This window comes from Dactylosporangium salmoneum (assembly GCF_039532525.1).
GTDB lineage: Bacteria > Actinomycetota > Actinomycetes > Mycobacteriales > Micromonosporaceae > Dactylosporangium > Dactylosporangium salmoneum.
The window spans coordinates 94,052-105,953 of the sequence record NZ_BAAARV010000021.1 but is presented as its reverse complement, the minus strand read 5'-3'; the positions used below and the strand labels follow the sequence as shown (position 1 = coordinate 105,953).

The 11,902-nt window shown below is 68.7% G+C and carries 13 protein-coding genes and 2 pseudogenes; 5 read left to right on the top strand and 10 right to left on the bottom strand.

From position 1 onward, the window contains the following. Positions 1–132 precede the first annotated feature (132 nt). From ABD352_RS12690 to ABD352_RS12680, 3 genes are read right to left on the bottom strand one after another with little or no spacing between them, the layout of a single operon-like run. Entirely contained in the window at positions 133–882 is a 750-nt protein-coding gene (locus ABD352_RS12690) for a polysaccharide deacetylase family protein (RefSeq protein WP_344612501.1), read from the bottom strand. After that, positions 879–1,145, bottom strand: a complete 267-nt coding sequence (locus tag ABD352_RS12685) for a hypothetical protein (RefSeq protein WP_344612500.1) — start codon at positions 1,143–1,145, stop codon at positions 879–881. Before ABD352_RS12685 ends, ABD352_RS12690 begins: the two co-directional genes overlap by 4 nt. After that, entirely contained in the window at positions 1,145–1,354 is a 210-nt protein-coding gene (locus tag ABD352_RS12680) for a hypothetical protein (protein ID WP_344612499.1), read from the bottom strand. The genes ABD352_RS12685 and ABD352_RS12680 overlap by 1 nt, the downstream gene beginning before the upstream one ends. Positions 1,355–1,506: 152 nt before the next feature. Here ABD352_RS12680 and ABD352_RS12675 point away from each other — a divergent pair, with 152 nt between their 5' ends. Further along, on the top strand, positions 1,507–3,009 hold the full coding sequence (locus ABD352_RS12675; RefSeq protein WP_344612498.1) for a wax ester/triacylglycerol synthase family O-acyltransferase: 1,503 nt from the start codon (positions 1,507–1,509) through the stop codon (positions 3,007–3,009). A 193-nt stretch (positions 3,010–3,202) separates the two neighbouring features. On the opposite strand, the gene ABD352_RS12670 is transcribed toward ABD352_RS12675, so the two are convergent. The 3 genes from ABD352_RS12670 to ABD352_RS12660 form a co-directional block, all read right to left on the bottom strand. Continuing rightward, entirely contained in the window at positions 3,203–3,463 is a 261-nt protein-coding gene (locus ABD352_RS12670) for a Prokaryotic metallothionein (RefSeq protein WP_344612588.1), read from the bottom strand. Positions 3,464–3,914: 451 nt separating this feature from the next. Next, positions 3,915–5,321 carry an acyltransferase family protein gene (locus ABD352_RS12665; protein WP_344612497.1) on the bottom strand — a complete coding sequence of 469 codons (1,407 nt, stop codon included), beginning with the start codon at positions 5,319–5,321 and terminating at the stop codon, positions 3,915–3,917. Positions 5,322–5,839: 518 nt separating this feature from the next. Beyond that, positions 5,840–6,277, bottom strand: coding sequence for a hypothetical protein (locus ABD352_RS12660; protein ID WP_344612496.1), 438 nt, complete (start codon positions 6,275–6,277; stop codon positions 5,840–5,842). A gap of 582 nt (positions 6,278–6,859) precedes the next feature. Between ABD352_RS12660 and ABD352_RS12655 the strand changes: the two genes are divergently transcribed. Beyond that, positions 6,860–7,321 (top strand): response regulator, encoded by a 462-nt coding sequence (locus tag ABD352_RS12655; protein ID WP_344612495.1) that lies wholly within the window; start codon positions 6,860–6,862, stop codon positions 7,319–7,321. Between the two features lie 285 nt (positions 7,322–7,606). Here ABD352_RS12655 and ABD352_RS57620 read toward each other — a convergent pair. From ABD352_RS57620 to ABD352_RS12645, 3 genes and pseudogenes are all read right to left on the bottom strand, one after another. Next, a pseudogene (locus tag ABD352_RS57620) lies at positions 7,607–7,972 on the bottom strand (type 1 glutamine amidotransferase family protein); the annotation flags it as partial. Between the two features lie 110 nt (positions 7,973–8,082). Beyond that, positions 8,083–8,571: an NUDIX domain-containing protein gene (locus ABD352_RS12650; RefSeq protein ID WP_344612587.1), complete on the bottom strand. Its 489-nt coding sequence runs from the start codon at positions 8,569–8,571 to the stop codon at positions 8,083–8,085. A gap of 248 nt (positions 8,572–8,819) precedes the next feature. Continuing rightward, positions 8,820–9,112, bottom strand: a pseudogene (locus ABD352_RS12645) (transposase); the annotation flags it as partial. 78 nt (positions 9,113–9,190) lie between these two features. Between ABD352_RS12645 and ABD352_RS12640 the strand changes: the two are divergent. Genes ABD352_RS12640 through ABD352_RS12630 form a run of 3 tightly spaced genes read left to right on the top strand, consistent with a single transcriptional unit; the run spans position 9,191 to position 10,869 of the window. After that, on the top strand, positions 9,191–9,904 hold the full coding sequence (locus ABD352_RS12640; protein WP_344612494.1) for a DUF7919 family protein: 714 nt from the start codon (positions 9,191–9,193) through the stop codon (positions 9,902–9,904). Between the two features lie 52 nt (positions 9,905–9,956). Beyond that, positions 9,957–10,730, top strand: a complete 774-nt coding sequence (locus tag ABD352_RS12635; RefSeq protein ID WP_344612493.1) for an IS5 family transposase — start codon at positions 9,957–9,959, stop codon at positions 10,728–10,730. Further along, complete coding sequence (locus ABD352_RS12630; protein ID WP_344612492.1) at positions 10,717–10,869, top strand: VOC family protein; 153 nt, start codon at positions 10,717–10,719, stop codon at positions 10,867–10,869. The genes ABD352_RS12635 and ABD352_RS12630 overlap by 14 nt, the downstream gene beginning before the upstream one ends. On the opposite strand, the gene ABD352_RS12625 is transcribed toward ABD352_RS12630, so the two are convergent. Continuing rightward, on the bottom strand, positions 10,856–11,662 hold the full coding sequence (locus tag ABD352_RS12625) for a S8/S53 family peptidase (RefSeq protein ID WP_344612491.1): 807 nt from the start codon (positions 11,660–11,662) through the stop codon (positions 10,856–10,858). The genes ABD352_RS12630 and ABD352_RS12625 overlap by 14 nt on opposite strands. Positions 11,663–11,902: the final 240 nt, after the last annotated feature.

Below are 11,902 nucleotides of genomic sequence, written 5' to 3'. Positions count from 1 at the left end.
GTCCTGGCACGCCGGTCGATCGCCGTCAGAGACAGGCCCTGGGCAGTGCCGCGGTTGCCGGTACCGTGGCGCACCTCAAGGGGTCAGCCTGGCAACGCCACGGGGCCCCGATGTCCTGGTCCCACGCCGGGATCATCTGGCCCGGGTCGCGAGCTGATGCTCCCGCAGGGGCCCGATCGTCAAGCCTCGCCGGCGGGTGGCGTGGATCAGCACGGGCAGCGCGCCGAGAGTGGCTTTCCAGCAGCCGGGGAACGCGGCGCTGTCCGAATCGTGCAGCAGGATCGTGCCGCCGCCGCGAAGGCTTGCGGTCACGGTTCTCAGCACCGAGGTGGGGGTGGCGTACCGGGTCCAGTCCCGGCCCCACGCGGTCCACAACACGGGGGTCATGCCCAGCTTGTGTGCGGTCACCAGCGCTGGCGTGGTCAAGACGCCGTACGGGGGCCGGTACCACCGTGGTGGCTGGCCACACACCTCGGCGATGAGGTTGAACCCGCGGGTCAGGTCGTCGTGTGTGGCTGCCGGCGTCCGGCGCAGCAACACCTCATGCTCGAAGCCGTGCAGACCGATCTCGTGCCCGGCGGCGAGGAGATCCTTGCCCAGGCCGGGGTTGCGGGCGAGCATGCTGCCGAGCAGGAAGAAGGTGGCCCGTACCCGGAACCGGTCGAGAAGATCCAGGAATACGGGGGTCGAGCGGCGGTCCGGGCCGTCGTCGAAGGTGAGGGCGACATGCTGCGGGGCGCCGACCCCGGACACCCCCGGCCACAGCAGTCGGCCCAGCGGGGTGATCGCGGTCAGCGCCGGCCCGGCGTACGCCGCCACCACCAGCGCGCCACCCGCAGCGGCGCACAGCGCAGCGTCCACCGTCCGGCGAGGCTCGTTCACACCGGCACCGCCGCGTCCGGCCGCGCCGCGGGCGCTGCCGTCACGCCCGCGAGCTGAGCGACACGTTCGGAGTAGCCGAGCAGGTTGGTGGCGGAGCAGTGGAAGTACCGGTTGCCGTGGTTGCGATCGGTCAGTCGTGGACAGGTCTTCTCCAGCCGCATGCCGCTGGCGTTGCGGCACCTGCACCGCTTGAAGATCACACCTGCACCCGTCATGACTCTGCCCTCCCTGCCCGCCGTTCCGGCATCCAGGATGAGCGCCATCAGCGCAGGCCACAGTCACCCGATCGAGCGACCGACGCCGATGATCCCGCCCCGATCAGCAGCTGCTCGCAGCGGACGTGACGCTGCGGACCGACGATGGCGCCAAGGTTCGCCAGGCGATGCGCGGTCACCGGCGCCGAGCGGTTCGCCGCCCGGCCCGCCGCGCGTTCATATCGACCACCGCGATCGGCGGGCACGTCGTCGGCCACGTCCCCCGCCCAGCCCAGGCGTCAAGCGGCGCGACGATCTGAACGTCGGGTAGTCGGGCCACCGCAGTGTTCAGCGCCCGTCTCGAGGATGTCGCGACACCAGCCCTTGCTATGGCCGTTCTCACCCCGGGTGGTTCGAGGCGTTAACAAGGGTGACATTCGTATACCCGCGTCGAATGGGGCGCAAGAAATCGCAAGCATTGATGAGCAGCGCGCGTCATGCCTGCCTGGTGGAGGCGCCGCACCCGGTGAACATCGCATGGAGAGTGCTGTCGGTGGACCACGAGCGGTTGAGCCCCCTCGATACTGCCTTTCTACGTCTGGAGTCCCCGCAGGCGCCAATGCACCTGGGCGCACTGGTCACCTTCCAGCCACGGCAACGGATTCCACCCGCCCGGCTCCTCGCGGTACTCGGCGAGCGCATCGCACGAATACCGGCGCTGCGCCAGCGCGTACGCACCACCTGGTTGCCGCCCGGCGGCGCGGCATGGACACCCGACACAACGTTCGACCTGTCCCGACACGTTCACCTCCACAGGCTGCAGCGTGGCAAGGACGCACTGACCATGCTCGTCGGCAAACTGATAGCCGGACCCCTCGACCTGAGCCGCCCCTTGTGGCAGATCCACCTGATGACCGGTCTGCCCGACCGCCGATTCGCGCTGCTGATCAAGCTGCACCACGCCATGGCCGATGGACTGCGCACAGTCGAGCTCGGCCTTCGCCTGTTCGACGGATTCACCGACCGCGGCCCCGACTCGACCGACGCCCGGCCGCCTCGGCCGGCACACGGCATCGCGGCCCTCGCCCGCAGCGCGATGGAGCTTCCTCACGCACTCAGCGTGGCCGCCAGCACGGCGAGCATCGCCGCGTCCGTCCTAACGCACGTGCGCCTCGCCGCGCTGCTACCGTCCGCCCCCGGCAACTCCGCACGCACCGCCACCGCCAAACAACCACCAGCTACGGCGCGGCGTCTCGCCCTCGTCCGGCTCGACGCCCAAGACGTCAAACAGGTGCGCCAACGATGCGGCGGCACCGACCACGACGTCCTACTCGCAGTCATCACCGGCGCTCTACGGCGCTGGCGTCTCGCCAACGACCAGCGCCCAAAGGACCTCACCCTCCGTGCGTTCATCCCCGTCAGCCGACGCAGCCGCACCACCCAGTCCCAACGTCACAACGTCCTGTCCGGATACCTGTGCGATCTCCCCATCCAACACGAGGACCCGATCGCCATGCTGCACCACGTCCGCGCCGCGATGGATCGCAACAAGGCCGCAGGATTCGCCCGCGGCCCAGGCGCATTCCCTGTACTCGCCGAGCGGATCCCGGCCCCGGCGCAGCATCTCACCATCCCGCTGCTGCGCCGAGCAGGCCCGCTGCTGTTCGACACGATGATCACGAACGTCCCGATCCCCTCACGACCGTTGACACTCGCAGGAGCCCCGCTCCAACACGTCTACCCCATCGCGCCCCTGGCCCACGGCCAGACACTCGGCATCGCACTGTCGACCTACCGAGCATCGGTCCACATCGGACTACACGCCGACCACCACGCCGTGCCGGACCTCGACCGCCTCGCCGACGCCATCCCAACCGCACTGGCGGCCCTGACCGATTCGATCAGCCCGGCATCCGCCGCGGCGGTGGGCTGATGCACGCGTGCCGCCGGGTCTACTACAGCCAGCTTGCAGGCTTGGTCGCGAATGCCACGACGACTTTGCCCGGCGCTGGGCCGGAGGAACCGCACGCTCCGGCCGAGTCGCGGCCGCCGGCCTCAGATCGTCAGCACCGCGACTCGCAATCGGCAGATCGACCAGCGCCAACCTCAACCAGGATGGATCAGCCTCAGCTGGCGTGGGCGCCCACTGCGTCGCGGATTTGGGAACCGTCTCGCTCGTCTGCTGTGCGTGCGCAATGCGCGCCGCAATAGAAGCGGCCCGAGACCTCGGCGCCATGGCCGACGACCCTGCAGCCGCAGTTGCCGCAAACCGGAGCGAGCTGGTGGACCGCGCACTCAAAGGAGTCGAAGGTGTGCACGGCACCGTCGGCCGCCTGCACCTGGAAGGTCATGTAGTAGTCGTTGCCACAGACTTCGCAAACTGCCATGGTCGCAGCCTGCCGCCCAGGTACGACAGCGGCAATCGAAACGGCGAAAATGCCCCCGACAAGCGAGACGGTGAGGCGGGTGAAATTCGCGGCAAGCGCGGGCGATGGTCCGTACGGAACCGCCCCGGCAAACGAGGCGCGGACGGCTCCGACTCGGCCGCCGAACTCGAGGTGGCGCGGGACCGGCACGACGCCGACCTGGCCCGATTCCCTGGATCCGCCCGACGGCTCACCGGCGCTGCGCCCGCACCGGTTACGTCACCGCCGAACTCCGTGCGCTCAGCGCGCGGCTGACCCTGGAACTGCGCGCCTCGCTCCGTAGAGACGACGAGCCCGCCTCGTCCAGGCGTCGCGCGGCAGCGTCCGGACGAGGCGGGCAGGGTTAGGGACTGCGCCCGGGCAGCAGCAGCTCTGCAGTACCTCACCTCCGCCGTGCGTGCGACCGCACGCCTCACGCGGTGGCGCCGCCAGCGGCCTCACCGGGCGGCCGGGTCACGGTGTCGCCTCCGGGCCCCGCGGAACGGCCTCTGGCGTGGGGCGCCGAGCGCAGGAGTCGCAGCGCGGCCGCGCCGATCAGGTAGGCGAGCAGGCCGGCGGCGGGCATACCGGCGAGGTAGTGACCGGTCCTGGGGGCCACGTTGTTGCTGAGCAGCCCGGCGACGACCGCCGAGAACGCGGCCACCGTCAGCCCGGCGCGCATCGCCGCGCCGGTGATGGAGAGCGTCAGCCGGCCGGGAGCGGCCGGCCGGTCCGGGCTGCGCATCTCGATCCGGCCGAACACCGCGACCAGCGCGGTCAGCGTCCCCGTCAACATGATCAGCCATGGCGTCCGCCACAGCCACCAGGCGCGGGTGGCCAACGCCGGCACCGGCAGCGCGTGCAGGACGTTGAGCGCACCGACGAGCACGAGCAGGGCGCTCATGTGCCACAGGAAGATGGTGAGCACCACCGCGTTCACCCCGACCACCGCCTGCCAGGGGCGCGTACGGCGCAGCCAGCGCTCGGCCGGATCGTGCAGCATCAGCACTAGGCCCAGCTGAACAGCGGCGGCGGCAAGCAGCGCCAGCGACGGTGGCGATGCATTGTGCAGCCGCTGCCCCGGCACGTCGATCATGCTGACCGCATACGGTCCGGCCACCGTCAGCAGCAGCAGCGTGGCCAGGCCGCCGACGAGCAACGGTACCCACACGAACGGCTGGAATGGCAGGCGGCCGTCTCGCCAGGCGAATCCGATCTGATGGATCACCAACCAGCCGAACAGGAAGTTGCCAGCGCCCAGGACAGCCGGCCCCGACAGCCGAGCCAGGTCGCCGAGTGCGACCAGGGCGACCAGCACCAGCGGCACCCGCCAGCCGAAGCGTTGATGCAGGCGATACATGAGCGGGGTCAGCAGCACCACGACGAGGTACGCGGACAGAAACCACAGAGGGATCGAGGCGACCCACACCGCCTGGCGCGTGAGGTCGGGATCAACGCCCGCCGCACGGGCGATCAGCGCACCGGCGGCGAGCACGAGCAGCAGCATGGTGGTCGGGCGGACGAGACGGCCGCTGCGATCCTGCAGCCAGGTGATCGCATCATCACCGCGGCGGCGATGCGAGGCCAGCGACGCGGCGTTGGCGTACCCGCCGACGATGAAGAACAGCGGCATCACCTGTCCCAGCCAGGTGATCGGGTACGCCCACGACAGCGAATCCAATGCCGAGCGCCCGGTCAGGTGGCCGTGGGCGTCGTAGTCGACCACGCTGACCAGCCAATGGCCGAGCACCACCACGGTAATCGCCACCGCGCGCAGCAGATCCACATACCGCTCACGCGACGCCGGCGTCCGTTCAGCCCGCCGCCGCAACGCACCCACGCCACCACCCCGGTTCGCCTCGACCTCAGCAAGCGTGCCTCGCGAGCAAGACCAGCAGCTACGCTCAGCCGCACAGTCTCCTGACCGATGTCGCAGGCGGGTCAGGCCGGTTGGCCCTGTAGCCCGCACAGATCGGCTACTCACCCGCCCGACCCAGGCTGGCCAACGTTCGCGCCGCTGCTGCCTACGCGGGAGCAGATGTCGATGTCGCCGTCGATTTTCCCTCTTCGGCTGGCCCAGCTTCGGCTAGCGTTTCCTCGGTTGGCGTAGCGGCGGCTGGCACCTCTTCGGGCGGTACCTGTGTCGCATCGGTCATCGCTGTCACCTCTGCGTTCCGTATGTACCGTATGTGGATTTTGCGGTTTTTACGTTACTCCGTTCCGGCCTGTTGTCCATGGCCACGCGAACATCGACGCGTAGACGTGAATCGATCAGTTCGGCTCTTTCGGTGGGCCCACGGCCGGGGCTCCTGCGCCTGCCTCGCAGGGGCCTAAGCTCTGGCGCAATCGGTCTCGTGGTCAGGCGGCCGCTCGGGTCCGGGCGTTGATGGTGAGCGCGGCCGCCGCGAAGCCGATCGTGGTAAGGCCCCATGCCGCGGCGTCGAGTGCGTTGGACTGGATGATGACGGCGAACACGAGATGCAGTGGTTGCGAGACGATCAACGCCCACGCGGCCCAGCCCGGCACGGCCCGACCGCGCAGGAGGGCGACGCCGAGCAGGACGATGCCGACGATGTGCCCGATCACGAACAGCACGGTCGCCACGAGCTGGGCGGGGCCGGCGTTGAGGCTGTCGAGAATCTTGGTGGTGGCGTCGAGGCCGGCCCCCGACTGGACGCCGGCCAGTGCCGTGAAGTCGAGGGCTGTGGTGGCCCACAGCAGTCCAAAGCCGGCGACGGCCAGGATCATGCCGGCGGTGCCGAGGCCGCGGGCGTGGCGGGCGGCCAGCATGCCCACCCGCGATCACTCCCGGGACGAGGGTGGCCATGCCGATCAGCGTCAACCAGAGCACGACGGCCTGCGCGGTCTGATGGTCGGCGACCTTCGCCGCGACGGCGGCGTCGTCGGCGCTGCTGTACGGCAGGACGCCGCGCAGGATCGCGATCGACAGCGGGCCGAGCACGATGATCGCGGTGAGTCCGGCCCGGCGAACCGGGCCGAGTCCGGTCTCGCCGGGGATCGCACCGGTGTGGGCGGTGACGGCGGTCATGGCCGAGCTCTGGGGACGCTTGGACTGGCCGCAGACCCACGCCGACCAGGAGGACCGCCAAGTCCTGGTAGCGGCAGTGGGTACGCTACGGTGCAGATAGAGCGACGCTCGGTGCTGCTCCGCCGCTTCGAAGATGTCCCAGAAGCGCGCCGCCCTCGAATGCGAGGACGGGCGGCGGTTACCGCGGTGCCGATGCAGGCGGGAACGTTCGGTACGCGACGCGGGACCGCCCCGACCGCGGGGCCTGCCCGCCCCGAGACGCGAGATCGTACGGCGACTGGCTGTACGATGCACCGACCCTGGCAGGCGCGAGGACCGAGGAGTGACGCATGGACGCAGGCGGACCGCTGCTGCAGGTGCTCGTCGTCGAAGACGACCCGGGCGACGTCGCATTGGTGGAGAGCGCCTTCGCCGAGCACAGCGTCCGCAGCGTACTGCACCACGCCGCCGACGGCGGTGAGGCCCTCGCCTTCCTGCACCGCGACGATCCCTACCGCGATGTGCCCAGACCGGACCTGATCCTGCTCGACCTGAACATGCCCCGCGTCGACGGCCGGCAGGCACTCGTCATGATCAAGACCGATGAGCGGTTCATGGCGATCCCGACGATCGTGTTCACCACCTCGTCCTCAGACGTCGATGTCCGCTCCAGCTACCACGCGCGGGCCAACGCCTACGTCACCAAACCCATCAACCTCGACGACTACGACCGGGTCATCGTGCAGATCCGCAACTTCTTCGGCCACACCGTCACGCTGCCGCGCCGAGCGTCCGACGACCTGACCACCTGACGGCCGCTCCTGCGCGGGCGACGCCGCCGGGGGCAGGCATACCGGCGAGTGGCGCGGCGACATCCCACGTTCCGGCGCATAGCAGGGCCGCCCGGCGGACGCGGGCTCCGCGGTCAATTCTCCGAGACCAGGGCCGTACCCTCTTCTTTGGCTGAGAGCACCACGCCCGTCTACGCCGGATCGGGAGACGGCCCGGCCGGGCTCGATCTCAAATGCGCCCGGCAGATTCAAGATCGTTGGAACCTTCCAGGTCATCGGGGCCGGATACTGCAGCTGCCAGAACCGCAGCTGCCGGCAGCGGGCCAGGAAGTCGCCGGCGTTGTCGGCGTTTGCGCCGAGCCGCACGAACCCGTCGTCGATCATGTTGTGCATGCCGGTGGCGGCGAACAGCGGGGTGGCGTCGTCGGTGTAGCCGACGAACTTGGCGTGCGCGTAGGCGTCGGTGATGAAGTCGCGGGCGGCCGGCTGAGCGGCGAGTTCCGCGGCGCCGTCCTTCGTGGTGAGGATGGCGACGGCGTCGTAGAGTACGGAAGGTCCGCCGTCGAGCTTCTGGTCGGCGGCGATGTGCGTGCCGTCGCTGGCCTGGATGCCGCCGACGATCGGCGCCACGAGTTCCACGTTCGTCTTCTCCCGCGCGGCGGCCTCACTCACCCGCAAGGATCCCTCGGCTCATGGATTGTCTCAGCGACCATCTGACCGAACTGTCGACGATGCTCGGTCGACGCTGCTTCTTCGTGTTATAGCGCGTATCAAAGTTGTTGTCAGCCGAGTTGCTGCGATGTCTGCTCGGTCAGCCCTGCTGTAGCATCGGTCAGTGCGGCCCAGTTCGTCTGGATGAACGCTTTTAGCGACTCCGGCTTCAGGTCGACTTGGATCGAGCCGTCCGCCCCGATTGCTATCCGGTCGAGGTCGTAGCCGCCCCGGCTAGGGTCGGCGAATTCGGGCCCGGATCGATTGTCCAACTCAAGGCGCTCTAGGCGGCACACGAAGAAGTGCTGTACGCCGAATCCTGCTTCGCCGGCCGGGGTGGACACCAGGAATACCTGCTGTACTGCACCGACCTCGGCCCCGATCTCCTCACGCAGCTCGCGTCGCATTGCCTGCTCTACGGAGACGTCGCTGGGCTCGACACCTCCACCTGGTGCGGTCCAGTACGGCGGCTGATCGCGCTTCGTCCGTTTGATCAGCAGCAGCCGTTGTTCATCGTCGATCAGGATCGCTCTAGCTGCACGCTTCACCACTGATGACATGCTTTCCTTTGGGTAGGGTTTCACCGGTTCGTCCGTTCGATGGCCGCGTACTGATATGCCCGATGGGCATCATTGTCTAGTACGTCATGTTGTTCCGGCGTCTGCTGGCTGGCTGGTGGATGGGATGGATGAAAAGTATTTCCCTGGCGGATCTGAGCGGCCAGCCATCGGTTGAGCTGACGAAGGTCCGTTGCGATGTGGGCTGGTTGCTCGATTTTAAAGCCGGTCGCAGACCGCGGCGAAGGCGGTGCTGCCGTATTGGGCGATCCCTTGTCCGAGTGGAAGATGACGCCGTTGACCTGGCCGCCGCGAGCGGCGATCGCAGCCTCGAGGGCGTCGACGACGAGGCTGCTGCGCATGTGGGTGTTGATCGACCAGCCGATGAGCCGGCGGGTGGCGATGTCGATGACCGTGGCCAGGAACAGCCAACCGGCCCCGACGCCCATGAGGTGATGTCGCCGCACCAGCGCTGATCCGGGGCGGTGGCGGTGAGAGCGTGTTTGAGAAGTGGGTCCATTATCGTTGGGCGTAGCCGCCGGCGTCGACGCCACCAAGATGTCTGGACGTCTCGGCTGCGGCGTTACTCATCGGGCCTGACCGACGTGCAGGTCTCGACCGCATGACCGACCTCATCGGCCGCGTATCGCACTCACCGCCGTATCTTTGCCTCGTGGCCTACTTCGCGGACCTGACGCCCTACGCGTACTCGCTCTTCGACGACGACACAGTCAGACTCGAATGGGGCACGCTGGACTACCGGCCGCGGTACGAGCGGCTCAGCGTCGGCTGGTTGGATGGCTCGCAGCCGTTCGACACGGGCCCGGTCCCGGACTGGTTCGCCGACGCGTTGCTCGACATCGTCGGCAATCCGTCCGTCAACGAGACGCGCGGCCTGCACTGCTGTGAGTTCTGCCCGTCAGACACGAGTCTCATCGCCGATCCGCGGTCGGACGGCCAGTCTTGGCTTGCGTTCCGCGAGATCAGGGTGCCGGCCCGGCCGGGCGTGATGTTCGCAGCGCCGGCGCTGATCTGGCATTACGTCTCCGCTCATGCCTACCGGCCGCCCGCGGAGTTCGTCGAAGCGGTGCAGCGTTACGACGCCGACTGGGCCACCGAGCCGAGCCCCTGGATCCCGCCCGACGCGGAGCGCGCGGTCTGGGACCGCACCCCCAGGAACGTCATGCTTAGGTGTGTGAGCTGCGGCCAGAAGTTCGAGTTGCACTACACGCCGTCCGAGCCTGGTCGCAGGGCGGTATTGCTGGCCTTCCAGCAGCTCAGGGAACAGTGCCCCGACCACGGCAAGGAATGGGAATTCTGGGACAAGATCCGATGATGCATCGGTGTGCCTGCGTGACCACCGGTGTCGATGCCGCCAACGTGGCCGGATGCTCCGGCCGCGGCGGTACCCCTCAGACCTGACCGACGAACAGTGGGCGCTGGTCGGGCCGCTACTCCCGGCGCCCAAACGCGGTGGTAGGCCGGAAAAGCATCCACGTAGATCCATTGTGGACGCTGTCCTGTACGTGGTCCGCACCGGCTGCGCCTGGCGGTACCTGCCCGGCGACTTCCCGCCATGGCAGACGGTCTACTGGTACTTCAAACAGTGGGAAGAGGCCAAGGTCACCGAGGCGATGCTCACCACGCTGCGGGAGCGAGCGCGGATACAGCAGGGCCGCAACCCGCAGCCCAGCGCGGGCATCATCGACTCCCAAAGCATCAAGGGCGCCGACACCGTCGGGCGCGGCAGCCGAGGCTACGACGCGGGCAAGAAGATCAACGGCCGCAAACGGTGCATCGTCACCGACACCCTCGGCCTGCTCATCAACGTGGTCGTGCTCGCCGCCAGCGTCCAGGACCGCGACGGGGCCAGGACCACCCTGCTGTCCATGTACCTGGCCGCGCCGATCCGGTTCGTCTTCGCCGACGGCGGCTTCACCGGCAAGTTCGGCATGACGATCCGCCGCGCCGTACCCGATATCACAACCGCCGATCCGGCCGCCGAGCAGCGGCTTCTACCAGCTTTTGGGCTACCGCGAGGAGATGAACCTGGGCTGGGTGGTCAACCTGGTTTCACCGTCCAACCCCACCGCCCAGGTCATCCTGATCACGAGAGATGCTGCAGCCTCCGTAAACCCGGACCTCAGCGTGGAGGTCGATGACGTCGATGCCGCCTACGAGGCGGTACGCGCGACGGGCGCAGAGATCGTGCACCCGATTACCGACGAGCAGTGGGGCGTCCGGCGCTTCTTCGTCCGCGATCCGAACGGCAAGGTGGTCAACGTCGTCAGCCACCGCTGACCGACAGAAGGCCCGGCAGGTCGCTGCGGTCGGGCGGGGTATCCGGCGACGGGGGCCGTACCGCACGGGCGAGGAGGGCGGTCAGCTGCTGTTGCGTCATGGCGTGGCTGAAGGTGAGCTGGCCGTCACCGGAGTCGCGCAGGTAGCCCATGCGCATGATGGTGTCGAGGTAGGAGATTGCCCACGCGTTCGTGTCGATGTCGGAGTACGGCGTGCCCGGGTTCTCCAGGCTCAGCGCCCTGACCAGGGCGAGGGCGAAGTCCTGGCGAGCGATGTTCGCGGTCGGGTTGAATGTGCCCGTCCCGGCGTCGCTGATGGATTCCATCGTGGCCAGTTCCGCGGTGACTGCCCGAGCGAAGACCGGCGCGTTGATGCCGGAGAAGGCCAGCGGACCGCCCGGGGTCGGCAGCGGTGGGGGTGGAGCGGTGATCGACGCTGGGTCGGCCGGCGGCATGTCCACGTCCGGCACGTTTCCGGGCGGCGCGACGGTGACCGGGAGAGTGGGCACGACCGGCTCCGGGTCGGCCGGCGGCGGGTCGCTCGGGGCCGGCTGAGGCTCCGGCTGCAGCGCGATGCCTTTCGCGCCGGAGGCGGTGTCGTTGCCGACGATGATGCCGGCTATGTTCGTGCCGTGGCCGTAGGTGCCGAGGTGCCGGAGGTTGTCGGGCTGCGACTCGAACGACAGGGCGGGGCCGTTGACGATCTGCGCGGCCGGGAGCCCGAGCACCGACGCGACACCGGTGTCGATGTGCGCGACGTCGACACCCTTGCCGGTCAGGGCCGCCGTGCTCACCGGGGAGGGATCGCGGACGCGGTCCCGCGCTCTCGCCGGAGTTGGCCGCGCTCGGCGTCGACTACCAACCCGGCACCGTCGACCAAGGGCACCGGCCCGGGATCACCGGAACCGACAACATCGGTGGATTCAGACTCGACCCGTCCCCTCACGGGCAAAGTTCGGTTCCGCCGCTTCCAGTCGCGGTACCGGGATGCCCAACCGTCGTGCTTCGGCCAGGGTGTCCCGGCAGACCTCACG

What these genes read in the sequence shown, in the direction of transcription:
- ABD352_RS12685 (WP_344612500.1), bottom strand. Translation starts at nt 1,145, where the DNA reads ATGGCGCTCATCCTGGATGCCGGAACGGCGGGCAGGGAGGGCAGAGTC.
- ABD352_RS12670 (WP_344612588.1), bottom strand. Translation starts at nt 3,463, where the DNA reads ATGGCAGTTTGCGAAGTCTGTGGCAACGACTACTACATGACCTTCCAG.
- ABD352_RS12655 (WP_344612495.1), top strand. Translation starts at nt 6,860, where the DNA reads ATGGACGCAGGCGGACCGCTGCTGCAGGTGCTCGTCGTCGAAGACGAC.
- ABD352_RS12650 (WP_344612587.1), bottom strand. Translation starts at nt 8,571, where the DNA reads ATGTCATCAGTGGTGAAGCGTGCAGCTAGAGCGATCCTGATCGACGAT.
- ABD352_RS12640 (WP_344612494.1), top strand. Translation starts at nt 9,191, where the DNA reads ATGACCGACCTCATCGGCCGCGTATCGCACTCACCGCCGTATCTTTGC.
- ABD352_RS12635 (WP_344612493.1), top strand. Translation starts at nt 9,957, where the DNA reads ATGCTCCGGCCGCGGCGGTACCCCTCAGACCTGACCGACGAACAGTGG.